This is a genomic window from Alcaligenes faecalis, from assembly GCF_005311025.1.
GTDB lineage: Bacteria > Pseudomonadota > Gammaproteobacteria > Burkholderiales > Burkholderiaceae_B > Alcaligenes > Alcaligenes phenolicus.
The window spans coordinates 2,631,624-2,655,461 of record NZ_CP031747.1 but is presented as its reverse complement, the minus strand read 5'-3'; the positions used below and the strand labels follow the sequence as shown (position 1 = coordinate 2,655,461).

23 protein-coding genes are annotated in these 23,838 nt (G+C 57.4%); 9 read left to right on the top strand and 14 right to left on the bottom strand.

Going from position 1 to position 23,838, the window contains the following annotated elements; genetic code table 11:
• From D0C27_RS12260 to D0C27_RS12240, 5 genes are all read left to right on the top strand, one after another.
• Window positions 1-1,200 (top strand): SfnB family sulfur acquisition oxidoreductase, encoded by a 1,200-nt coding sequence (locus tag D0C27_RS12260; protein WP_137431081.1) that lies wholly within the window; start codon window positions 1-3, stop codon window positions 1,198-1,200.
• 165 nt (window positions 1,201-1,365) lie between these two features.
• Window positions 1,366-2,190 (top strand): MetQ/NlpA family ABC transporter substrate-binding protein, encoded by an 825-nt coding sequence (locus D0C27_RS12255; protein ID WP_137431080.1) that lies wholly within the window; start codon window positions 1,366-1,368, stop codon window positions 2,188-2,190.
• Between the two features lie 16 nt (window positions 2,191-2,206).
• Window positions 2,207-3,634: an LLM class flavin-dependent oxidoreductase gene (locus D0C27_RS12250; RefSeq protein WP_060186585.1), complete on the top strand. Its 1,428-nt coding sequence runs from the start codon at window positions 2,207-2,209 to the stop codon at window positions 3,632-3,634.
• 71 nt (window positions 3,635-3,705) lie between these two features.
• Entirely contained in the window at window positions 3,706-4,551 is an 846-nt protein-coding gene (locus D0C27_RS12245; protein ID WP_137431079.1) for a MetQ/NlpA family ABC transporter substrate-binding protein, read from the top strand.
• A gap of 12 nt (window positions 4,552-4,563) precedes the next feature.
• On the top strand, window positions 4,564-5,862 hold the full coding sequence (locus D0C27_RS12240; protein WP_137431078.1) for an acyl-CoA dehydrogenase family protein: 1,299 nt from the start codon (window positions 4,564-4,566) through the stop codon (window positions 5,860-5,862).
• Between the two features lie 123 nt (window positions 5,863-5,985).
• Here D0C27_RS12240 and D0C27_RS12235 read toward each other — a convergent pair whose 3' ends face one another.
• From D0C27_RS12235 to msuE, 6 genes are all read right to left on the bottom strand, one after another.
• Window positions 5,986-6,543 (bottom strand): recombinase family protein, encoded by a 558-nt coding sequence (locus tag D0C27_RS12235; RefSeq protein ID WP_115634743.1) that lies wholly within the window; start codon window positions 6,541-6,543, stop codon window positions 5,986-5,988.
• Window positions 6,537-6,905: a HepT-like ribonuclease domain-containing protein gene (locus tag D0C27_RS12230; protein ID WP_115634745.1), complete on the bottom strand. Its 369-nt coding sequence runs from the start codon at window positions 6,903-6,905 to the stop codon at window positions 6,537-6,539. The genes D0C27_RS12235 and D0C27_RS12230 overlap by 7 nt, the downstream gene beginning before the upstream one ends.
• Entirely contained in the window at window positions 6,902-7,192 is a 291-nt protein-coding gene (locus tag D0C27_RS12225; protein WP_115634873.1) for a nucleotidyltransferase family protein, read from the bottom strand. The genes D0C27_RS12230 and D0C27_RS12225 overlap by 4 nt, the downstream gene beginning before the upstream one ends.
• A gap of 84 nt (window positions 7,193-7,276) precedes the next feature.
• Window positions 7,277-8,131 carry an amidohydrolase family protein gene (locus D0C27_RS12220; RefSeq protein ID WP_021447129.1) on the bottom strand — a complete coding sequence of 285 codons (855 nt, stop codon included), beginning with the start codon at window positions 8,129-8,131 and terminating at the stop codon, window positions 7,277-7,279.
• Window positions 8,128-9,288 carry an FMNH2-dependent alkanesulfonate monooxygenase gene (gene ssuD, locus D0C27_RS12215; RefSeq protein WP_115634747.1) on the bottom strand — a complete coding sequence of 387 codons (1,161 nt, stop codon included), beginning with the start codon at window positions 9,286-9,288 and terminating at the stop codon, window positions 8,128-8,130. The genes D0C27_RS12220 and ssuD overlap by 4 nt, the downstream gene beginning before the upstream one ends.
• Window positions 9,285-9,872, bottom strand: coding sequence for an FMN reductase (gene msuE / locus D0C27_RS12210; protein WP_009461190.1), 588 nt, complete (start codon window positions 9,870-9,872; stop codon window positions 9,285-9,287). The genes ssuD and msuE overlap by 4 nt, the downstream gene beginning before the upstream one ends.
• A 432-nt stretch (window positions 9,873-10,304) precedes the next feature.
• Here msuE and D0C27_RS12205 point away from each other — a divergent pair, with 432 nt between their 5' ends.
• Complete coding sequence (locus D0C27_RS12205) at window positions 10,305-10,817, top strand: 2,4'-dihydroxyacetophenone dioxygenase family protein (protein WP_009461189.1); 513 nt, start codon at window positions 10,305-10,307, stop codon at window positions 10,815-10,817.
• Here D0C27_RS12205 and D0C27_RS12200 read toward each other — a convergent pair.
• From D0C27_RS12200 to D0C27_RS12190, 3 genes are all read right to left on the bottom strand, one after another.
• The gene (locus D0C27_RS12200; protein ID WP_060186580.1) at window positions 10,814-11,821 is read right to left on the bottom strand and encodes an AraC family transcriptional regulator; all 1,008 of its coding nucleotides are present in this window, start codon (window positions 11,819-11,821) and stop codon (window positions 10,814-10,816) included. The two genes, D0C27_RS12205 and D0C27_RS12200, sit on opposite strands and share 4 nt — an antisense overlap.
• A gap of 225 nt (window positions 11,822-12,046) precedes the next feature.
• Window positions 12,047-12,532, bottom strand: coding sequence for a PaaI family thioesterase (locus D0C27_RS12195; RefSeq protein WP_115634751.1), 486 nt, complete (start codon window positions 12,530-12,532; stop codon window positions 12,047-12,049).
• Between the two features lie 170 nt (window positions 12,533-12,702).
• Complete coding sequence (locus tag D0C27_RS12190) at window positions 12,703-13,449, bottom strand: sulfite exporter TauE/SafE family protein (RefSeq protein ID WP_115634753.1); 747 nt, start codon at window positions 13,447-13,449, stop codon at window positions 12,703-12,705.
• Between the two features lie 89 nt (window positions 13,450-13,538).
• Here D0C27_RS12190 and D0C27_RS12185 point away from each other — a divergent pair, with 89 nt between their 5' ends.
• A complete protein-coding gene (locus D0C27_RS12185) occupies window positions 13,539-14,432 on the top strand; it encodes a LysR family transcriptional regulator (protein WP_115634755.1) in 894 nt (297 codons plus the stop codon).
• A 247-nt stretch (window positions 14,433-14,679) separates the two neighbouring features.
• On the opposite strand, the gene modD is transcribed toward D0C27_RS12185, so the two are convergent.
• From modD to D0C27_RS12160, 5 genes are all read right to left on the bottom strand, one after another.
• Window positions 14,680-15,582, bottom strand: a complete 903-nt coding sequence (gene modD / locus D0C27_RS12180) for a ModD protein (protein WP_115634757.1) — start codon at window positions 15,580-15,582, stop codon at window positions 14,680-14,682.
• Window positions 15,579-16,232, bottom strand: a complete 654-nt coding sequence (modB, locus tag D0C27_RS12175; RefSeq protein WP_060186636.1) for a molybdate ABC transporter permease subunit — start codon at window positions 16,230-16,232, stop codon at window positions 15,579-15,581. Before modB ends, modD begins: the two co-directional genes overlap by 4 nt.
• 11 nt (window positions 16,233-16,243) lie before the next feature.
• The gene (gene modA / locus D0C27_RS12170; RefSeq protein WP_137431077.1) at window positions 16,244-16,954 is read right to left on the bottom strand and encodes a molybdate ABC transporter substrate-binding protein; all 711 of its coding nucleotides are present in this window, start codon (window positions 16,952-16,954) and stop codon (window positions 16,244-16,246) included.
• Window positions 16,955-17,282: 328 nt separating this feature from the next.
• Window positions 17,283-18,203, bottom strand: coding sequence for a polysaccharide deacetylase family protein (locus D0C27_RS12165; RefSeq protein WP_060186575.1), 921 nt, complete (start codon window positions 18,201-18,203; stop codon window positions 17,283-17,285).
• A 207-nt stretch (window positions 18,204-18,410) separates the two neighbouring features.
• Window positions 18,411-20,576 carry a malate synthase G gene (locus D0C27_RS12160; protein WP_137431076.1) on the bottom strand — a complete coding sequence of 722 codons (2,166 nt, stop codon included), beginning with the start codon at window positions 20,574-20,576 and terminating at the stop codon, window positions 18,411-18,413.
• Between the two features lie 1,007 nt (window positions 20,577-21,583).
• On the opposite strand from D0C27_RS12160, the gene D0C27_RS12155 reads away from it, so the two are divergent.
• Entirely contained in the window at window positions 21,584-23,086 is a 1,503-nt protein-coding gene (locus tag D0C27_RS12155; protein WP_026483878.1) for an AMP nucleosidase, read from the top strand.
• Window positions 23,087-23,232: 146 nt separating this feature from the next.
• Window positions 23,233-23,691 carry a PaaI family thioesterase gene (locus D0C27_RS12150; RefSeq protein WP_137431075.1) on the top strand — a complete coding sequence of 153 codons (459 nt, stop codon included), beginning with the start codon at window positions 23,233-23,235 and terminating at the stop codon, window positions 23,689-23,691.
• Window positions 23,692-23,838: the final 147 nt, after the last annotated feature.

Sequence of the window (23,838 nt, the reverse complement as noted above, 5' to 3'; positions counted from 1 at the left end):
ATGACAACACAGCTTTCTACATCCGTACACATCATCCAGTCCGAGCCCGAAGCGTTGCAAGCCGCCGAGCAGTTTGCACAATCCATTGCCCAACATGCGCTGGAGCGTGATCGCGACCGTATCTTGCCGCATCGAGAGGTGGAGCAATTCAGTCAAAGTGGCTTATGGGGCATTACGGTCCCCAAAGAATACGGCGGCGCGGGCGTTTCCGCCGATGTGCTCACCCGTGTCGTGCAGCGCATTGCCAAGGCCGATGGCAACTTTGGCCATATCCCGCAAAACCACTATTACGCGTTGGAAGTGTTGCGCGTGGGGGCGACGCACGAGCAAAAGGCCTTTTTCTACGATCAAGTGCTGCAAGGCAAACGCTTTGGCAATGCATTGGCAGAGATCGGCAAGAAGGACTTTGTCCGTCGCACGCAATTGCTGAAAGAACCCGATGGCTGGTTTGTGGATGGCCGTAAATTCTATTGCACGGGTTCGCTGTTTGCACACTGGATTCCCACGCTGACGACCTCGCCTGATGATGGCCGCCTGTATCTGGTTTTTGTACCGCGTGGGGCTGCAGGCGTCACGCTGACAGACGATTGGGACGGCTTTGGCCAACGTGTGACAGGCAGCGGCTCGGTGGAGTTCACACGTGTTCCTGTGCAGCCGCAATGGGTCGTGCCGTTCACGGACTCCTTCGAGCGTCCGACCACTATTGGTCCCTATGCCCAGATCATCCATGCAGCACTGGATTTGGGCATAGGCCAAGGGGCTTTCGAGGCCACCTTGCCCTTTATCCGCGAGCACAGCCGCCCCTGGATTACCGCTGGCGTGGACAGCGCCGCACAGGACCCCTTGCTGCTGCAGGAGGTGGGCAATGTGCATGTGCGTTTGCGTGCCGCGCAAGCGCTACTGGCCCGCGCCGCCCGCTTTGTGGACGCCGCCCAGCAAGCACCGGATGAGGACAGCGTGGCTCAGGCCTCCATTGCCGTTGCGCAGGCCAAGGCTTTGGCGACCAGCGCCAGTGTGCTGGCAGGCAGCAAGTTATTTGAACTGGCAGGCACCAGCGCTACGCAGGCCCAGCATGGGCTGGATCGCTACTGGCGTAACGCCCGAGTCCATACCCTGCATGACCCGGTGCGCTGGAAGTACCACGCCATTGGCAATTACGCCCTGAATGGCGTGCGCCCGCCGCGCCATGGTGCTTTGTGATGCCACCTGGAAAGCTGTGTTTGGGCATGGCTGCAGGGGTGAAGAAGCGTTGCGCAGTATGGCTCAAAGCATGTCAGTAAATACGTTCTAGCAAGACACATATGCGCTTCGATATGGCCTGTTTTCCAGGCCATAGACCTTTCTCTTTTATCTGGATGTTGATTGATGACTATCTCGAAGATTTTGAAAAAACTGACGGCGTTTAGCCTGGTTTCTACTGCTGTTTTGTTGAGCAGCACAGCGACCGCAGCTCCTTTGAAAATCGGCGTTGTTCCCGGCATTTTTGCGGACTCGGTGGCCGTTGCCGCTCAGGAAGCCAAGAAGCAGGGGGTGGATGTGCAGGTGATCGAATTTACCGATTGGGCCACACCGAATGTGGCGCTGGATGCGGGCGATATTGATCTGAACTACTACCAGAACAGTAATTACCTGGCCAATGCGGTGCGCGACAAGGGCTTCAAGCTGGTCAGCGTGCAGCCGGGCATTTTGTCTTACCTGGGCCTGTATTCTCTCAAGCACGCCACGCTGGCCGATTTGCCCGATGGCGCAAAAGTGGCGATTGCCAGTGACGCCGTCAACGTAGGCCGTGGGTTGCGTCTGTTACAGCATGCAGGTTTGATCACGCTGCGCCCCGAGACCGGCTTGCTGGGCACTCCCGATGACATTGTTTCCAACCCCAAGAACCTGAAGTTTGTGGAAGTGGAAGGCCCGCAATTGGCACGTGCCACGCAGGACGTGGATCTGGCTCAAGGCTTTCCGTATTTCATCCTGGCCTCCAAAGCCTTTGATGCTACGAAAGCCTTGTCCTTGACCAGTTACGAGGACGACTCCTGGGCGATTCAGTTTGTGGCCCGTAGCGACAGGACGAAAGACCCGCGCATTGCCCAGTTCCTGGAGGTCTACAAAACATCGCCTGCGGTGCGCGAGGCAATCGATCAGTTCTACCAGGGCGAGAAAAAGCTGTATCGCCTGACCTGGTTGCCGCATTAAGCAAGGAGAATGCCCCATGACGCAGCCCAAGAAACACATCCATATCAACGCTTTCAACATGAATTGCGTCGGCCACATCCACCATGGTTTGTGGACGCATCCGCGTGATCAATCCACGCAGTATCACACTCTGAAGTACTGGACGGATCTGGCCCAAACGCTGGAAAAAGGCTTGTTCGACGGCATTTTTCTGGCGGATGTGGTCGGCTATTACGACGTTTACCAGCAAGGTGTGGACTTGACGCTGCGCGAGGGTATTCAACTACCGGTGAACAACCCCTGGCTGCTGGTCTCGGCCATGGCAGCCGTCACGCAACATATTGGCTTTGGTCTGACAGCGTCAGTGGCGGCGCATCACCCTTACACCTTCGCACGCGATGTCAGCACGCTGGATCAGCTAAGCAATGGCCGCATAGGCTGGAACATCGTGACTGGCTATGTGGATAGCGGAGCGCGGGGTTTGGGGCAGGATGGTCTGGATGCACACGACAGTCGTTACGACCGGGCCGAGGACTTTCTGCAATTGGCTTACAAGCTGTGGGAAGGCAGCTGGGAAGATGGCGCGCTGATTGCCGACAAGCAGCGTCGTATCCATGCCCTGCCCGAGAAAGTGCATACCGTGCATCACGAAGGGCCGTTTTATCGCAGCAATGCAATTCATATGAGCGCGCCCTCTCCTCAGCGCACGCCTCTGCTGTTCCAGGCAGGCACCTCGGCGCGGGGGTTGCAGTTTGCCGGGCAACATGCTGAAGGGGTTTTCATCGGTGCGCGGGACCCGGAAGCGGCCAGGGACTCGTCCCGCAAGCTGCGTCAGGCAGCGGTCAATGCGGGACGGCAAGCGCAGGACCTGAAGATTTATGCGGGTGTAGCGGTCGTTACGGGTGCTACGGAAGCCGAGGCTAAAGAGAAGTATGCCGACTATCTGGCCCATGCCAGTTCCGAGGGCGGCCTGGCGCATTTTGCGGCCAGTACCGGCGTGGACTTTGCCCAGTATGACCTGGATGAACCCATCAGCTTTGGCCCCAGCAACGCGATTCAATCCGCAGCGGCCGCAGCCCAGAAACAAGGCTGGACGACGCGCCGCAAGCTGCTGGAGCAATTCACGCTGGGTAGCCGCTACAAAACCATTGTGGGCGACCCGCAGCAAGTGGCGGATGCGCTAAGCACCTGGATTGATGAAGGCGAGATCGACGGCTTCAATCTGACCCGCATCGTTGTGCCTGAAACCTGGGAAGACTTTGCCAGCTACATCGTGCCCGAGCTGCAAAACCGGGGCCGCTATCGCACGGCGTATGAAGGTGGAACCCTGCGCCAGCAATTGTTTGGACAAGGAGATCGGGTATCTGCCACGCACCCTGCCGCGCAGTGGCGGCATTTGGTGCCCGGTTCGACCCCGGAGGCGGGATCGGATGAGGCGGCTACCTCTGCCTTGCAGGCAAGCTGATTAAGGCGAGAAAGAGCCAGTATCTGCTGCGTTGGATCATTTTTTACGACCCCTTTTTTAAGGTCAGGATCATGTTGTTTGCCCGTTTTTCTATTCGTGCCGTGTTTGCCTTGGCAGCTTTGAGCCTAGCGGGCCATGTGTCTGCTGCTGCATTGAAAATCGGCGTCACGCCCGGCTCTTTGGCCGATTCTGTTGCCGTGGCAGCCAAGGAGGCCAAGAAACAGGGCCTGGAGGTCGAGGTGATTGAGTTCACCGACTGGACCACGCCCAATACGGCCTTGGCCTCCGGGGATCTGGATTTGAATTATTTCCAGCATCAGGCTTTCCTGGACAATGCCGTCAAGGAAGGTGGCTATGCCATTGAAAGTGTGGCTTATGGTTTATTGCCCAATATTGGCTTGTATTCCAAGCAGTATTCGTCCTTGGATGCGCTGCCCGAAGGCGCTTCTGTTGGGGTGGCGAGTGATCCGGTGAATCAGGCGCGCGGCCTGCTGCTTTTGCAGACGGCTGGCCTGATTCAGCTGAAAGAGGGGGCAACTGCGCGTGCCTCGATTCATGATGTGACGGCCAACCCCAGAAAGCTGCGCATTGTGGAAGTCGAAGGGCCGCAATTGGTGCGCGCAGCCGATGACCTGCCCTTGGTCCAAGGCTATCCAGCCCATTTTGTGAACGCCGGGCAGGCCGAGCTAGCCAGCAAGGCCTTGCAGTATTCCACGGTAGATGACCTGTACTACGCCATCCGCTTTGTCGCGCGGAGCGGCCATAGAGATGATCCGCGCATACGCCAGTTTGTGGATCTTTATCAAAACTCCCCTGCCGTGGCCGCGCAGATCGACACGTCTTTTGCGGGAGACAAGAAGCTGTATGCCTTGCCGTGGAAGACGGCGGGTCATGCCTCCATTACGCAGGTTCCTTGAGGGCTGCACATCATGATGACTGACACTGCCGTTTTTACCTCTGATGTTGCGCCACGCCGGAGTGTGCCAGAAAGGGCAGCGCCAGCAAGTGCACGAGCTTCCGATCTGGGCGCCTTGCGTGCCCGTTTCAGCGCCCTCTTTCAGCGCATTGCCGATACTGCGGCGGAGCGCGAGCATACCCGTACCTTGGCCTATGCGCCCATTCTGTGGCTGAAAGATAGCGGTTTTACGGCTCTGCGTGTGCCGCCTCAATGGGGTGGCAGCGGTGTCTCCATCCCGGTGTTCTTTGAGCTGTTTCAGGAGCTGGCTGCTGCGGATTCAAATGTCGCCCAAATTCTGCGCCCTCATTTCGGTTTCATCGACCGATTGTTGATTGATCGGGATGAGGCCACGCAAGCGCAGTGGCTGCCATTGGCAGGCCAAGGGGCGATTTTTGGTAATGCCACGACCGAGACTGGTTTGGGCGCTGTAGGCCAGTTGCAAACCACGCTGGAGCCCGATCCAGAGCAGGCCGGTCAATGGCGTCTGAATGGCCGCAAGTTCTACAGCACGGGCACCTTGTACGCGGATTGGGTCACGGTGGTGGCTCGCAGCACAGGAACGGAGAAGGAGGATGAAACGGTACATGCCGTGGTCGCCACCGACCAGGAAGGGGTGGAGCGTCTGGATGACTGGCATGGCTTTGGCCAAAGGCTGACGGGATCTGGCACGACGGTGCTGACGGATGTGCTTGTGCCCGAGAGCGCCATCATCCGTTTTCCGCGCCAGGAGCCCACACCCTTGGTGGCTTATTTTCAGCTGGTGCATTTGGCGACCCTGGCCGGTATTGCTCAAGCCGTGCAGCGTGATGCAGTGGCCTATGTGCAGGCGCGCAAGCGTGTCTTTAGCCATGGTAGTGCGGCGCTGCCCAAGGACGACCCCTTGGTGCAGCATATTGTGGGAGAGCTGGCCAGCACGGCCTATATTGCCCAACTGGCGGTACGTGATGTGGCGGCTCATTTGCAAAGTATTGCGGATCAGCGGCAGGCGGGTGTGGAGGTCTCCCGCGAAACACTGGATGCCCTGGAACTGCGAACGGCACAGGCGCAAGTGGCTGTAGTGGAACCTGTCTTGCGGGCGGCCACGCGCCTGTTTGATGTGGGTGGCTCTACGGCCCTGGAGGAGTCCCGTCGTCTGGATAGACATTGGCGTAATGCGCGAGCCCTGGCCTCGCACAATCCGGTGATCTACAAGGCTCGGTCGGTGGGGGATATTTTGCTGAACGAGGCCGAGCCTGTGTACTACTGGCATGTGGGGACCAAGGGGAGTTGAGCTGATGCGGGTAGAGGCGGGGCCGCCTCTTGGAAACATAAAGGGCACGAATTAATCGTGCCCTTTATGTTGTCAGCCGTGAGCGCGCAGCCTCTCAAGGTAAATCAACGACAAAATAGTACGTTAAGCGCGTGATGAGGCTGGCACCCAGCGATAAAGCGTAGGAACGGATACGTCCAGGTTCTTGGCCACGTCCTTGAGTGGTACACCGCTGGCCAGCAGCTTCTTGGCTGACTTGATTTTGTTGTCGTTCATCTTGGGTTTGCGACCACCCTTGCGGCCAAGCTGCTTGGCGACTTCCAGCCCGGTACGGGTACGTTCGACTGTCAGTTCGCGCTCCATCTCGGCCAGGCTGGCCATGACGTGGAAGAAGGACCGACCAGACGGCGTGCTGGTGTCGATGGAGTCGGTGAGGCTTCTGAACTGGATACCTTGTGTGCGCAGTTTGTTGACCAGATCGACCAGTTGCTTGACTGAGTGGCCCAAGCGGTCCAGCTTCCAGACCACCAATGTGTCGCCCTCGCGCAGCATTTCGAGCGCTTTGACCAAGTCTGGACTATTTGCTCGCGTGCCACTTACCTTGTCTTCAAAGACCCTCTGGCACCCGGCATGAATCAAAGCTTCGCATTGCAATTCAAGGTTCTGATCTTGCGTCGAGACGCGCGCATAGCCGATCAGCATGGCGTGTCGCCGTCTGCATCCTGACGAACGGCAAGTAACTGTTGAAGCAATTCCGGTAGTGCTGTCTGCACGGTGTTCCACACGACATCGAGGTTGACGTCGAAGTAGCCGTGGGCGATGCGGTTGCGCATACCGCGCATATTACGCCACGGCACTTGTTCGTGTGTCTGAGCGAACTCGATATAGCCATCCATGACCTTCGTGGCAGCCTCGCCAATGATGATAAGGCTCATGATGACGGCTTGCTGGGTTCGTTTGTCCCCAAGAAAATCGTCTTTGCTCAGGCCCTCTATGAAACCGCATGCATCGGTTGCAGCTTGCTGCATGTGGTCAAGGTAATCCGGAAGACGGTACTTGCTCATACCGGTTGCGCCTCTGCAAGCACTTGGGCACGGAATTTAGGTGGTAGGTCACCGGGCGTCAGCAAATCGACGTGAATACCAAGCAGCGATTCCAGCTCGTCTTGCAGGCCTCCCAGGTCGAACAGCGTCGCACCAGGCAGTGCGTCAACCAGCAAATCAATGTCGCTGCCATCCTGGTCGGTGCCATGTAGTATCGAACCGAAGACGCGTGGATTCGCCGTGCGAAAACGGCTTACGGCTTCACGCACTGCATCTCGGTTCATGTCGAGCACAACAGATGGTCGCATGGTCATCCCTTGTTATCAAAACTCATCAAAATGGTAAGTTATTGAGAATGGGATTTCAAGGCCTGGTTCCTCAGATCGAAATTATTACGAGAGTTGAAACAGCCTGGCCGCATTGTCATAAAACAGCTTGTCCAGAATTACATCCTTGAAACCCAGCTGCTGGAAGTCCTCAATACTCTGGCGAATCGGGCGGAAGGTATAGGACGAGCCAAACAGCAATTGCTCGGACAGAAAGCTATTGGCTGCCTGCACATAGCCCTCGTTTCCCGGCTGGAAAATGTACATATCCGGCACCAGATGCACGTTCTCGTGCAGAAAGGCCAGGCCTATGGCCTGTTGCACATTGGGCCAATAGCCGTGATAGACCACTAAAGGCAGATCCGGGAAGGCTTTGGCCACTTTGGCCAGCCCGGCCGGGTCGTTGTAGCGCGGGTCCGGCGTGGTGGGGCCACTCATCAAAAAGACGGGTACTTTCAGGTGGCGCGCCAGTTCGTAAACGGGCCAGTAAACCGGGTCATCGGGGTGACGTGCTGGAACACCAAAACCCGGCTCGATATCAATGCCGGACAAGCCCAGCTCCTTGATGGCGCGTTCTGCCTCGGCCAGGGCTTGCTGCTCGCCTTGCAGAGCCGGATCAATACCGGCAATGCCCAGCAATTCATCGTGTCCGTGCACGATCTGATGAATGGTGTCGTTGGGCAAATGTTGCGACGGTGTGTGGCGGCCTACGACGACCGCTTTACTCAGTCCGGCCTGGCGCACTTCTTCCAGAAAGCCTTCCTGGCTAAGTGACTTTTCAAAGTGAGTATCGCTGCCACGAGTGCCAACGCGGCGGTTTAGCCAGCGCGCGGTGGCATGTTCTGGCGTACCAGGTTCGGCCCCGAAAAACTTGTGCAGAAAGGCAGGTCGGCAGCGTAGATCAATTATTTTTTGGCTCATGATGCAGAGGAAAGTTGCTGGTTTTGAACACCGCGCGCGTCAAAGGCGCCGCCGGTCTGGGCGCGATCACTGACGGTGACGGCCCGTTTGCCCAGAAGTGGAAACACCAGCTCGGCAAAGCGTATGGATTCTTCCAGATGGGGGTAGCCCGAGAGCACAAAGGAGTCCGCACCCAGGTCTATGTATTCCTGCAAGCGCTGGGCCACGGTTTGGGCGTCGCCCACCAGTGCGGTGCCTGCCCCGCCCCGTACCAGCCCCACCCCTGCCCACAGATTGGGCGAGACTTCCAGCTGATCGCGACGGCCACCATGCAAGGCCGCCATGCGTTTCTGGCCTACCGAGTCCATGCTGGCGTAGTTGGCCTGTGCTTTGGCAATGTCCTCGTCCGTCAATTTGCTGATCAGACGATCCGCCTCGGCCCAGGCTTCTTCATTGGTTTCACGTACTATCACGTGCAAGCGCACCCCCAGCCTCAATTTGCGACCACGGGCGGCGGCACGGCGGCGGATGTCCTCAAATTTCTTGCCCACAGCAGCCGGTGGTTCGCCCCAGGTCAGGTAAGCATCGACATGCTCGGCAGCCAGCTCATGGGCGGCGTCCGAGGAGCCGCCAAAGTACAAGGGCGGATAGGGTTTTTGCATAGGCGGGAAGAAGTTGCGGCCATTCTCCACCTTGAAGTGCTTACCCTGAAAATTTACGGTGTCGCCAGAGAGCAATTGACGCCAGATCGTCAGGTATTCATGGGCGTATTCATAACGGGCATCGTGGTCCAGAAACACGCCTTCGGCGGCCAGTTCGGTGGCATCGCCGCCGGGCACCACATTCAGCAGCAAACGGCCATGCAGGGCCTGGTCCAGGGACGCCGCCTGACGTGCGCTGGAAACGGGTGCGCCCAAAGAGGTACGCAGTGCCACCAGCAGCTTGATGCGCTGGGTAACAGGAACCAGGCTGGCCGCCACCACCCAGGGATCCAGGCAGGAGGCGCCGGTAGGAATCAGCAAGCCGTCATAACCCAGGTTCTCGCTGGTGACGGCAATGCTACGCAGATACTCGTTGGTGGGCGCGCGGCCAAAGTCGGATTTGCCCAGATAACGGGTATCGCCCGAGGTGGGCAGGAACCAGAAAATATCGGGTGTGGTGGAGGTGATTTGGCTCATGCTGCCTGCGCCTCCAGAACAGAGTTTCGCAGCGGCAAACGCGTTTGAATACTGTGCAGTACCGGCACGGCCAGATCAACGGTGCGCTGGATGTGCTGTTGCAGGGCGGCGCTGGTGACTTCGCCGTCCTGAATCTCCTCGGGCGTGGCATAGACCCCGATGGGCAGGGTCAGCGCCTGGAAGAAGCTGAACAGGGGACGCAGCTGATGTTCGATGACCAGGGCATGGCGTTGGCTGCCGCCAGTGGCGGCCAGCAGTACAGGCGTGCCGTTCAGGGCATTCATGTCGATCAGATCGAACAGGTGCTTGAGCAGGCCCGGAATGCCCGCGCGAAAGATGGGCGAGCCCACGATCAGAAAATCGGCCTGCTCAATGGCGGTGATGGCCTGATGCGCATGGGCGGGCAAGGCGTCGGTGGACAGGGCCGCGCCAAGTTCGGGCAGCAGGCTGACCAGCTCGATGTTTTGCACGTCCAGTGCCAGTTGGTCGTTCAGTGTGTCGCGTAGCGCATCCAGCAGCACTTGCGTGCGGGAGGGACGGTGCAGGCTCCCATTCACAATAACGGTTTTCAGAGGGCGGCTCATGGCAATTCCTTGCAGTGAAATCAGAACAAGGTGCCGCCAGAAAACGGGGGCACCTGTGCGAGTCAATGTCTTGTATTACATGCCTGATCGCCGCTGCCACGAAAGACAATTCGCTCATGTGTTTATGGTCGATAAGCGTCCTTACTCTTTTGATTTGCTTATGAAAATCAGTATTGTTGAATGTGAAAAAATGAGCTGCCAAATGGCATGGGCATGAACTGTGTCAGGAGTTCGTCGCCGGTCTTTTTCGGGGACAAATAAAGCGATCGGAGCGGGAGTGCCAGAACTGGATAGTGCGCCGCTACGTTGTGCCAAAGCTGGATAGTTCGGCGCCAAATGGCTTCATAGAATGAAACCAGGTCAATCCGGGGGGATTGGCATCCGACTGTGTGGGAAACACAGCGGCTTTTATTTCTATGAGAGAGACAAGTCATGACTCAAAACAGCACCCCACCCTATATCGACATTGAAAAACGCATCGACAAGGTACGCGACGAATACGCGCTGGTTGAAGGCCACTTCGATACGTCCGAGGAAACCTCCCCCTGGATTCCTTTCGGCCCCAATATCTGGCTGCGTCACCTGAGCTTTGATATTCGCAACAACACCTCGGTGCACATCATGCGCGCTGACAAAGGTGGTTCTTTGGGGCGCCATCGTCACCGCGCTGTGGTGACCGGCTACATTCTGTCCGGCAGCCTGCGCTACGAGGAATACGATTGGGTGGCCCGTGCCGGTCATTACATCCACGAAAGCCCCGGTCGCACGCACACCCTGGTGTCCGACGAAGGCATGGAAACCCTGTTCCACCTGGGCACGCCTATCGAGTTCCTGGACGAGAATGACAACATCCTGGAAATCATTGATGTGTTCTGGATGATCGACCACTACACCAGCTACTGTAAGAAGCACAATCTGCCCATCAACAAGTCCATGTTCATCTAGGACTGTTTGATGCTTGTGTGCCGTGTCTGCCCCGTTTGATGGGGCAGTTCCTTGAAGCGTTGCTGGTAGTAGGCAGAAAACCGCCCCAGATGCCCAAAACCATGCGCCAGTGCCACCTCGGTGACGTTGGGGCGGGGTCGGCTTTGCAGCACCTGATGGGCGGCGTCCAGACGCAGATTGCGTACCCAGCTCATGGGGGACTGTTTGTAGTGACGACGGCACAGCAGATGCAGGAAGCGGGGACTCACACCCGCTGCCTGCGCCAGATCATCCAGTGAGATGTTGCTGTGCAAATGCGCCAATACATAGTTTTTAGCTTGGAGCAGACGCATCTGCCCTGCTCGGGCCGCCGCTCCCATGGACTCATCCACCAGAGTCTGCACGGCTTGTTCATCGGCAGGATGACACAGCAGGAACAAGGCCAGGCTGCTTTCAATATGCTGTGTCCAGTTGGCTGGACGGTCGCTATGTTGCGTCGGTAGCAGAAGCAGATGCTGGATGAGGTTGGCCCATTGTGGGCCCATACAGGGGTCCAGCTTGTAGACGCAGCCTCGGGTCATGCCCTCTTGTGCCAGAGTCTGATGGCCCACACCGTCAAATAGGCTGTAGGGGATTTTCACGATCAGCTGTTCGCAACCGGCTTGCCACAAGGTGCGCACATGGTGGCGAGGGGATACCACCGCAATATCGCCGGGATAGGCCGTTAGTTTGTGATGACCATCGCTGATGAATTCGGCCGTACCCTGCAAAGGCATTTGCACCAGACAGAAGTCCCCGAAGGCATCGGCCTGGATTTCCACTTCGGCACCGTAGCCCAGTCGCATCAGGCTGATCTGATCAATATCGCGACGGTACAGGCTGGTGTTGATGCGCCCGCGACCCCAATGCAGGGCATGCCGGGAAATGGCCCGGCTAAGCGGCTGATGAGACAGCTCGGCGCTGTGCGAATGAAAGATTGGATGGCGGTACAACACCGACAGATCCAAGCCATTTTCTGCCGACATTGGGAACCCCTTGTTCCAGAGCATAAGGATGCGCGTGACCAGCGCCTAGTGTAAAAGTTGAGCGGCTGGGTGGGCATGGGGGCTATCCCTGATCGGGGCTGGTCGGTTTCAGAATATTATTTATTTACAGATAGATAGCCGGTTTTCTATTTTATTTAAGTTTAAAAGAAGCTGTCTGCTTCTTGGTGCTGTGGTTGAGGCTTGAAGAAGTCGGCAGCAGGAGTTTTAACGCCCCTGGGCCCGATCCCCTTTCAAGGTCATGACGGCGCTTTCCACTGTCGCAATCATCTTGCCGTCTTCTCGCTGGATTTCACAGCGGTAATGGCTGATGCTGCGCCCGCGATGCGTGGCCCAGGCATGGGCTTGCAGCCGCTCTTGCCAGACTGGCCGCAGAAAGGTGGCTTTCAGATCAATGCTGGTAAAGCTCTCGCCTTCCTGCATCAAGGTGGAATGGGCCGTGCCGATGGCGGCATCGGCCAGTTCGCACAAGAGGCCGCCATGGACCGTGCCCTGCTGGTTGCCATGCAAGGCAGCGTCTGCGTCCAGTTCCAGCGTGGCGCTGGCTTCATCTATAGCGGTAATACGAAAGTTCAGTAGCCGGGAAATCGCGGTGGGGTAACGCATATGCGTGTGCTCGCCTTCGGCCAGTGTGCCATTCAGTTGGCGTTGCAGATATTCCAGTACGGGTAAGTGGCGAGATGAGCTTGGCATGGTGGCTCCAGTCGTTGCTAGGCGATTTGAGAATGTGGTGCTGGCCGTGAGGGTGGCTCTTGGCGGATCAATACATAGTGAATGACGCTGTCGGTGTGGTGGCTTAGCTTAAAAGCGCTTGCACCGGCGGATTCACGTCGCAAACGGAGAGGGTCATGTTGCGGTCAGCCTTAAATAAAAGGTCGAATAATCAGTTGTAGACCCAGGGCCGCCAGAAACAGCAGCAAGCATTGCTTGAAGCGGCGCGGGCTGATGCGCACGCGGATCTTTTGTCCCAGCCACATACCCAGCAAAGCCGGAACAATCACCAAGGTAGACATGCCCAGCTGGTTCAGCTTGAACACATCGTGCATGAACAGACCGCCAGCCAGCGCGATGGTGGAGATTGTGAAGGACAGCCCCAAGGCTTGCACCAGCTCGTCTTTATCCAGATTCAGGGCCTGCAGATAAGGGACGGCTGGCATCACAAAAACGCCGGTAATGCCGGTCACCACGCCGGTCACCAGACCAATCAAGGGTGACAGCCAGGGCTCGAAGCGGGGCGACACGGTCAGGGCGGGGGCGATAAGCGCATAGCTTGCATACACCAGCAACGCGATACCCAAGGCCATGCCCGATAGCTGTGGTGAGGTACTGGCCAGCAGCGTTGAGCCCCAGAGCGTGCCCAGCACAATGGTCAGCATCATGGACCAGAGCCTGCGCAGCAAAGCCAGCATGGACGGCCCGACAAAGCATTGCCAGACATTGGTGATGAAAGAAGGCAGCACCAGCAAGGCGGCAGCCGAGGCCGGTGACATCATCAGGCCCAGCAAGCTCATGGCTACCGTTGGCAGGCCCATGCCGGTAACGCCCTTGACCATGCCCGCTATCAGGAAGATGGCACTGAGCAGAAGAAGGAAAGAGAGAGATTCGTGCATGCCTGTATTGAAGCGTGGCAGGCAAGTGCACACAATGTGGATTTAAGGCGCTATCCTTCGGTTTATCCGAAGGGTTTTCAGGAGTGGTGATGCGACTGGGTCTGGCCGATCTGCATTTGTTCTTGAGCATTGTGGATGCAGGCAGCATCACACAGGGAGCGGTACGCGCGAATCTGGCTCTGGCTTCGGCCAGCGAGCGTTTGCGCCGTATCGAGGACGATGCCGGCGTTGCTTTGCTGGAGCGCCTGCCACGGGGAGTCGTCACCACAGAGGCAGGCGAGGCGCTGGCCCACCATGCCCGTTTGATGCTGCGCCAGCATGATCTGTTGAAAGGTGAGTTGCAGGATTTCGCTGTTGGAGCGCGGGGGACTTTGCACCTGTATGCGAATACGGCGGCCTTAACCGACTTTCTGCCATCCCGTCTGGCTCCCTGGCTGGCACAACGGCCGAATCTGCATATCGAGCTGAAAGAGCGTACCAGCGCAGATATTGTGCGTACGGTTGCCGCCGGTTTGGCCCAGGCCGGTGTGGTGTCGGATGCAGTGCAGGCACCGGGGCTGGTGCTGGAGCCGGTGGCCAAGGATCATCTGGTGCTGATTATGGCTGCGGCTCACCCCTTGGCGGCACACAGCAAATTGAGCTTGCAGGATGTTCTGCATGAGCCCTTCGTGGGCCTGATGCCGGGTAATGCCCTGCAAGACCATCTGGACGAACATGCTCGCGCAGCAGGCCATGCTTGGGTGCAGCGCATCCGTATGAAAACCTTCGAAGGGCTGTGCCAGATGGTGGCCCACGGTGTGGGCCTGGGGATTGTGCCGCAAGGCGTAGCCAGCCGCTACAAGCGTCGCCATGGCTTTGTGGCGCGGCCTTTGAGTGACGCCTGGGCCAAGCGCTCCTTGTGCCTGTGTTATCAGGACTGGGGCGCCCTATCCAAACCCATGCAGCGCTTGTTGCAGCATTTGGGGTCTAAGGAGACTGTCTGAGCCCACCTTTTTTGTGAAAACGTGTTCACGGAGCTGCATGCTTTCCAAGCCGCCAGGGGGCAGATGCCAGGCGTAAGGTTCATGCTGATTTCCGCATTTTTTGTCGGATTCAGCGATCTGTTTTTCTATTGGTGGTGCTTTGCAGCTCTGTCGTTTGATGACTGGCTCTAATGCCGGAGCTCACCTTCCTTGTTTTCGCTTAACACCTTAGTGGGTCAGGCTGACAAATAGTGAGCGGCCGGTGATTTTATTCCAGCCCTTCCAGTTTGCTGGCAACAAGCGGCTCTTGCGATTCTGCTGGCTCTGCCAAGTTGATCTTCACTCCAATATCGGCCGGTTTCGCGTAGTGCAGGCTGCTGGTCACCAAGGCATTGACACCTGTTGCGGCATAGGCGGCTGCGTTACCTGCATGAATCCCGCCCGCTGCCAGAATGGTGACGTTGGGATGCGCTTTGCGCAGCGCAGGCACAATTTGTGCCAGGGTCTCGGGCGGGACTTTGTCGAACTGCACCACGTCCGCACCCGCCTGAGCCGCGCTGTAGGCTTCGTCCAGATCCGCCGCTTCAATCACGATTTTCTTCTCGCACAAGGCGTATTTGTGACGGGCAATCGCATGGCCCACCTCCTCCCAGCCACCCATCAGCGCGCGGTGCTGGGGGAAGATCAAAATGGTTTCGCCCAGTCCCAGCCGATGCGGCATGGCTCCGCCCGATAGTGTGGCTTTCAAGGCCAGCTTGCGTACCCCAGGCGCATGTTTGCGAGTGGTCAGCACAGCCACCGAGGCATCTACCGTTTGCACGGCTTGCACGACTTGATGTGTCAGGGTGGCGATGCCGCAGGCAAACTCCAGCAGGTTCTGGCCGACCTTCCAGGCGCGCAGCAAGGCTTTGGCGGGGCCTTGTGCCAGCAAGATGGTCTGACCGGGCATGGCCGCCACGCCGCTGGGGGTGTAGTGCTGGGTCTGGCCGCCGCAAGAGCGCACAATCTCGGCCACCTCCTCAGTGCCCGCCACGCGGATATGGTCACGCACGACGTAACGCAGCGTGGTGTTCTGGTTGTGCAGTCCCAGCATGTGGCTGGTCAGATCCAGGTAGGAGGCATCCTCGCCAATCCATTGGTCGATTTGGCTTTGTTCAAAAAAAACCGTCATTTTTGATTCCCGTAGCGCCGCAGCGCCCAAAAGCAGGCTAATGCCGTCAGCCCCAGCAAGCAGGACAGCGCATTGGCACAGTCTGTGTCGCCATCCAGGACGGCGTTGTAGATAGATAGAGACAGGGTTTCGGTACGACCTGCGATATTGCCACCCAACATCAGCGAAATGCCCACTTCTCCCATGGCCCGTCCGCCAGACAGAATCAGTCCGGTGGCCAAGGCAGAGCGCAGCAAGGGCAATTCCACCCGGAAGAAGTAGGACCAGGTGCCGTGGCCCAGTGTGGCTGCCGCTTCACGCAGCCGTGGCGACAGGCTGTTCATGCTGTTTTGCACGGGTTTGACCATCAATGGCAGCCCGGCGATAAAGGCGGCGATCAGCAAGGCCGCGGGCTGAAAAACAATATTGGGTGACCAGCCGGTGGCACTGGCCAACCAGCCCTGCCTGCCCAGGGCAAGCAGCAGCAAGTAACCGATAACAATCGGTGGGAAAACCAGCGGCAGGCTCACCAGTGAATCGAGTAATCCGTGGCCTGGGAAGCGCTTTCTGGCCAGTACCCAGGCCAGGGTTACCCCCAGAACCAATTGGGCCACCAAGGTGGCGGCCAGCACATATACACTCAGGCCCAGCGAGCTACTGGAGCAGCTCATCCAGGCGGACATCACAGGCCGTGACGCTCAAGAATGGATTTGGCCTTGTCCGAGCCCAGGAACTGGGTCCAGGATTGCAAGGCAGGGCTTGTAGGACGGTCCTTGAGCACGGCCAGGCTCAGATCAATCGGGTCGTGACATTGGGCTGGCATGGGCAGGATGGTGCCCAGCTTGTCCTTGTGGGCCAGCGCTTCGCTGCGGTTGATGAAACCGGCGTCCACCTCGCCATTGAGCAGGTAGGTGGATACCTGCGGCAGCATGGCGACTTCAATGCTGCGACCCTCGGCCTGGATTTTTTCACGTTCCATGCAGGTGGTGGCGGCGCGACCGTAGACGGTTTTCTTGGCATCGCCTATAGCAATGCGGGCATAGCTGGGCTGCTGCAAGTCCTGGATGGAATCAATGGTCTTGCCTTTGGGCACGGCCAGCATTAGGGCACCCTGGCTGATGTTCACAAACTGCTGGGTAATGCCCATGGGTTCCAGAAAAAAGCGGTCGCCAATAATGGCAGCAATGTCTGGATTTTGCTCGCTCTGAGCCCGGACCTGCTGCATATTGCCAAAGCTGCTCTCTACCGTCAGGCCTGTTTCTTTATTGAAGGCTTCCATCAATTCCGTGACGGGTTTGCGGTAGCCTGCGCCAGTAGCAATTAGCAGGTCGGAGGCCTGAGCGGTGGTGGACAGTGCCAGCAGGCTGGCGGCAGAAAGCAGCAGAGATTTCATAGGGTTTCCTGTCAGTAAAATTCGTTATGAGTTTGAGTTTATAACGAGAAGAAGCAGACAGGGACCACCAGGGGGATTTTAGGCCGTGGGTTTGAAAGTGGTATCAGACGCTGTGGCTCGACCGCAGGGTTGAGAGGTGTGGAGAGGACGGCAAACCGCGATTAAGCAGATGTGATGGAGGGCATGACAAGGAGGCAGTGTCGCCGTGTGAACATGATGTTTTCATGAGCTGGCTTACGGCTTACGGCTTACGGCTTACGGCTTACGGCTTACGGCTTACGGCTTACGGCTTACGGCTCATGGTCCATAGCCCATAGCCCACCAGAGTTCACGGCAACAATCCCGCCTCTTTCAGCAAAGGCTCCTCATAAACGGAGTCTTCAGCGGGATAGCGCAGGTTTGGCATGTTTTTGGCCTTGGCCAAGGCCCAGATGATGCTCTCCCCAGCAGGCAATGTATCGGGGGCTTGTGCGTACAAGGGGTCCTGAAATGCTGCCTCTGTTGATGTGATGGTCCAACCCTTGGCGGTAAATGCCGCGAGCACATCCGGCAATGCAGCCGCATTGATCTGGTTGGTATGCAAGAGGATTACATGAGCCGGACTGCGTCCCAGAACCTCTTGCGCCAACTGATCGTAATAGCTGGCACGGTCCAGCAGGTGAAGGATGTATTGCTCTTTCACGCGCTCTGCCTTGGCACTATCGCCTGCTTGCACATGATCTGCAAAGACCCGGCTGTAATACCAGTCGCTGGCATCAATGGATACGGGCGCGCTCTTGTAATCATGCGCCGCCATCCACTGACGGAAACCGTCGCGCTTGGCGATGGTGTCCCCTTCTTTCAGGTAAGGGAAGCGCAGCATGGGTGTGAAGGTGGGCAGGCTTTTGAACGCGGCATCGGCAAGCTGCACATCTGTAATGAAGTCCTCCAGACTGAGCGCCGGGTCGGCCAGGCTTTTGTGGCTGGCGGTATGGTTGCCGATCCGATGTCCTTCCCTAGACCAGGCCTGCACAAGACCCAGCCCCTCTTCCCCGCCCATACGGGCTAGCGATGGGAACAGAGTGGCCTTGATCTGGTGGTCCCGCAAGCTGGTCAATATTTGCTCATTCCACTGATTGGCCTGTGGCTGCGTGCTGGGGTTGAAGCCGTCATCAAAGCTGAGGGCCAGGGTCTGGGACGTGGCCCAAGTAGTGCAGAGAGCCAGAACAGCCGTAGCCAGGAAGTGCAGGGGAGAAATACGGAAAGCCATGCGAAAACGGAGAGGGTGAAAAGAGTGACGGAAACAGGCAAGCTTGCCCAGGCCTTGTCAGCATGCAGGACTGCAAGCGGCGGTGCAAGTTCGTAGTTATCGCAAGGGGCAAGTCAGCAGGCGAAAAAAATCCCCATCCTGAACCAGCAAGATGGGGATTTTGGGACACTGTTACCCGGAGTCAGGCTCCGGGCGACATCGTGTGCTTCAGGCTTGAGCGGCTTTGAATGCCAGACGCCATTGGTGCAGCAAAGGCTCGGTGTAGCCGTTAGGCTGTTCCAGACCCTTCAGAACCAGATCCTGAGCGGCGCGGAAGGCAAAGGAGCCTTCGAAGTTGCCGGCCATGTTCTGGTAGGCTGGGTCGCCTGCATTTTGCTGGTCAACCACAGCAGCCATGCGCTGCAGGGTTTCAACCACTTGTTCGTGGGTGACGATGCCGTGCAGCAGCCAGTTGGCGATGTGCTGGCTGGAGATACGCAGGGTAGCGCGGTCTTCCATCAGGCCCACGTCGTGGATGTCCGGTACTTTGGAGCAGCCCACGCCCTGGTCAATCCAGCGCACCACGTAACCCAGGATGCCCTGAGCATTGTTGTCCAGTTCTTCCTGGATTTCCTTGGCGGACCAGCTGGTGTCAGTGGCCACAGGAATGGTCAGGATGCTGTCCAGGTAGTCGTTGGTGTCGCCTTCCAGGCCCTTCTGGACGTCGACCACGTTGACTTGGTGGTAGTGCAAGGCGTGCAGCGTGGCAGCGGTAGGCGATGGCACCCAGGCGGTGTTGCCACCGGCCTTCACGTGACCAATCTTCTGTTCCAGCATTTCAGCCATCAGGTCAGGCATGGCCCACATACCTTTACCGATCTGAGCGCGACCACGCAGGCCGCACTGCAGGCCGATCTGAACGTTGTTGCGCTCGTAGGCAGGCTGCCAGTCAGCTTGTTTCATGTCGGCCTTGCGCACCACGGCACCCGCTTGCATGCAAGTGTGGATTTCGTCGCCCGTGCGGTCCAGGAAGCCGGTGTTGATGAACACGACACGCTCGGTGGCCTGGGCAATAGCTGCTTTCAGGTTCACGCTGGTGCGGCGCTCTTCGTCCATGATGCCCAGCTTGACGGTGTTGGGAGCCAGACCCAGCAGGCTTTCCACACGGTCAAAGATCTCGCTGGCAAACGCCACTTCGTCAGGACCGTGCATTTTGGGTTTGACGATGTACAGCGAGCCGCTGCGCGAGTTCTTCTTCAGTTCCAGATCGCGCATGCCGATCAGGGTGGTGATCACGGCGTCCAGAATGCCTTCAGGGATTTCGCGACCTTCGCCGTCAATGATGGCAGGGTTGCTCATCAGGTGACCGACGTTACGCACGAACATCAGGGAGCGACCAGCCAGAGTCTGGGTAGCGTCTTTCAGGTCGGTGTACTGGCGATCGTCAGCCAGGCGGCGCGTAAAGACCTTGCCGTCTTTCTTGATTTCTTCGGTCAGCGAACCGGTGACCAGACCCAGCCAGTTGCGGTATGCCAGGACCTTGTCGTCGGCGTCCACGGCAGCCACGGAGTCTTCGCAGTCCATGATGGTGGTCAGTGCGGCTTCCAGAACGATGTCTTTCACGCCAGCCGGGTCGGTCTTGCCGATGGGGCTGTTGGGGTCGATCTGCAGTTCAAAGTGCAGGCCGTTGTGCAGGAACACGATGGCTTCAGGCGCATCGGGCTGACCGCGGTAACCCAGCAGGGTCGAGGCGTCTTTCAGACCGGTGGTGCCGCCGTTTTCCAGGGTGACGCGCAAAGCGCCGTCAGCGATGGTGTAGGAGGTAGCCTGATCGTGGCTGCCTTGAGCCAGAGGAATGGTGTCGTTCAGGAACTGACGGCCAAAGGCGATAACCTTGGCACCGCGCACGGCGTTGTAGCCACCGCCACGCTGAGCACCGTCAGTGTCAGGGATGGCGTTGGTGCCGTACAGCGCGTCGTACAGGCTGCCCCAGCGTGCGTTTACGGCGTTCAGCGCGTAACGTGCGTTCATGATGGGCACAACCAGCTGAGGACCACCTTGTTCGGTGATTTCGGTGTCGACGTTGGTCGTGTTGACCTTGACGTTGGCAGGCGCTTCTTTCAGATAGCCGATGGAGCTCAGGAAGCTCTTGTAGGCAGGCATATCGGTGATGGGGCCTGGGTTGGCCGTGTGCCACTTGTCCAGTTCGACTTGCAAGCGGTCGCGTTCGGCCAGCAAGGCGCGGTTTTTAGGTGCCAGATCATGGACCAGCTTATCGAAACCAGCCCAGAAGGCTTCGGAGGAGATACCTGTGCCGGGCAGGGCTTCTTGTTCGATGAACTGATGAAGCACCTCGGCGACTTGCAGTCGCTGGCAGGAGATTCGAGTGGTCATGTGTACCCTTGCTGATAGTTAAAAGTGATTCGGTACAGCGGCAGGCCAAAACGGCCTTGCTAACTGCAATTACCTGGTCAAGAGCACGTTCAGATCTTGCTGAAATCGCGGGTGACAAGACCCACGCGGCGCCAGGACACAAATGACATCAGAGGGCGAGCAAATGCTTGAAGCGAAAATCATTAAAATACGCTAACCCATTGTAAATTAGCCTAAATACAAGCTAATTTGCGCGATGACGAGCTATGTCTCACACGCATGCCGAGCACACTGCCAGGTTGGATAACTTAAATTATGAAGGACTGACGCTAGCTGGATTTAATACTAAAAGTATTAAGACTACATACTTAATGTATTTACTGGATTTGGGCAAGTCTTATATATGAGGTAGAAGACGTGCCTGACTTCCACTTGCCATCATAAGCTGCCTCATCTGGTCCCGCTTGAAATACCTGATATGCCCGCCAAGCCGCTTGTCTAGCGCCATTAGCATAAAAACAGGGTCTTGGGTCAAGGGCTTGCGCCAGGGCTCTACCTGCCTGATCCCGGGAAAATGGAATTTGCCTAAAACCGGGGTAAAGCTGCCTGTTTAAATGGGGCCTGTGAGTAAATTCAGTCTCAAAACCAACGATAGTCGTGTCCATTGTGTGGACAGTGGGGCTTGTGATTCAGTCAAAAACCAGTAACGACATTTGCTTTGGGTGGGACTGGGACTGGGGCTGGGCTGCCTTGCTCGGATACGGCAAGACACTGGGGCGCTAAGCGAGCCATTGCAAAGGTATATGGGTGATGGCTTTAAGCACAGGCGAAACCGATAGCCGAACGTCTGTATTGGGGAGCGATGGTTCGCGAAAGCGGCAGACGGTCAGGCCTGTCTGTTCGGCTGGTACATGAGCGTCAGGATCAGGCGGCTGAATTTGTCATGGAGTCGTGTAGGAGGCGGAACAATAAACAGCTTATGATGCTTGCAGATCTGCTTGTCTTTGTTTCCCCTTGGAATACTTGTTATGTCTGATCCCAGCGGTTTTTCTCGTATCACGTCCACGCCGGAGCTGATTCCATTCAATGGCTATCAGGATGCCGGCCAGGCTTTGGAGCAGCTGCGCCATATTTACGACCGCAACACCGCTTTTTTGCGCGACTCTTTTGCCCAGTGTCTGGAAACCGGATTTCCACGCGGGCAGCGCTTCAGAGCCTGCTACCCTGCCGTGCGTTTGCGCGTCGATACCTATCAGGAAGTGGATAGCCGCCTGTCTTATGGGCATGTGGTCGAGCCCGGCGTGTACATGACCACCATTACCGCTCCTGGTCTCTATCACGATTACTTGCTGGAGCAACTGGAACTGCTGCTGCGCAATCACGGTGTGCAGGTGGAAGTGGGGGAATCCTCCGTGCCTATCCCGCTGCATTTCGCCCTGAATAATGGTGTGCAGTCCACGGTGACAACCGTGCCTGAATCGCCCGGTGACACCTTGCGCGATCACTTCGATGTACCGGATCTGGCGTATATGGACGATGCCATCGTCAACGGTACGTGGGAGCGCGTGCATAACGAACCCTTGCCGCTGGCGCCTTTTACTGCGCCGCGTATCGATTACTCCTTGCATCGTTTGCAGCACTACAGCGCTACTCGTCCCGAGTACTTTCAGAACTTTGTGCTGTTTACCAATTATCAGTTTTATGTGGACGAGTTCTGCCAGTGGGCGCGTGAAGTGCTGCAGGCGGATGATCAAGGCTATATAGATCTGGTGGAGCCGGGCAATATCATCACTCCGGCGGGTGCGAATGCATCGACAACCGGTTCGCCTTTGGCTCGCGCGCCGCAAATGCCCTCGTATCACTTGCGCCGTGCCGATCATTCCGGCATCACTCTGATCAATATCGGCGTGGGGCCATCCAATGCCAAGACCATTACCGACCACGTTGCCGTTCTGCGCCCTGCTGCCTGGCTGATGCTGGGCCATTGCGCCGGTTTGCGTACTACTCAGCGCCTGGGTGATTACGTACTGGCACATGGCTATGTACGTCAGGATCACGTGCTGGACGAGGATTTGCCTACTTGGGTGCCCATCCCTCCTCTGGCGGAAATTCAGGTTGCCCTGGAGCAAGCCGTGGCCGAGGTGGCCGGGCTGTCAGGTTGGGAGCTGAAGCGCATCATGCGCACGGGTACGGTGGCGTCTATTGATAACCGTAATTGGGAATTGCGAGACCACCACGAGCCGGTGCGGCGCTTGTCGCAGTCGCGGGCGATTGCGCTGGACATGGAGTCCGCCACCATTGCTGCCAATGGTTTCCGCTTCCGTGTCCCTTATGGCACCTTGCTGTGCGTGTCGGACAAGCCTTTGCATGGCGAGCTGAAACTGCCGGGTATGGCCAGCGAATTCTATGCACGTCAGGTTGGCCAGCATCTGCATATTGGCATCCGGGCGCTGGAACTGCTGCGCGAGATGCCCAAAGAAAGGCTGCACTCGCGCAAGCTGCGCAGCTTCCTGGAAACGGCGTTTCAATAAGATATTGCAGGCCTTGTCAGTGCCTCTGCGCCTGGGTGAGCTGTTGGCTCGTAGCACTGACTCACCATTTTTAGTGGTTTGAGAGCAGGCCGTGCTACCAAGTGGAGCACGGCCTCTTGGTTTCTTTGAGGACAGCAGATACTCATATGGTTAAAGCGTTTCAAGATTTTTATGCCGACAACTTCAGCCATTGCTACGGTTGTGGCAAACATAATCCCGACGGGCATCAGCTTAAGAGCTACTGGGACGGCGACGATACCGTGGCCCGCTACACCCCCAAGCCGATTTACAGCGGTGGCGTGCCCAATCATGTGTATGGCGGCTTGATTGCCTCCTTGTTGGACTGCCATGGCACCGCTTCTGCGGCAGCCTTCATCTATAAGGATCTGAATATCGAGATGGGCACCAGCGAGGAGCCGATCCGTTGCGTGACAGCCTCCCTGAAAGTGGAGTTTCGGCGTCCCACTCCAATGGGGACAGAGCTGACGGTACAAGGCAAGCTGCGTGAGCTGGATGGACGCAAGGTCTGGGTGGACCTGTCGCTTAGCGCGAATGGCGAAGTTTGTGCGACGGGTGAAATGCTGGCGATACGCTTCACGGAATAAGCGGGATTTTTTTGGGGCTCAGCGGTCAACGTGCTTTGACACGGTGTCTTGGACTTGCTGATCGCTCAGAAGGAAGCTGGTTTTTGATATTTGTAGGCTGTAAAGAATGCCCTCAGGTTGTGCCGCCGATTTATGGCATTTCTTTCT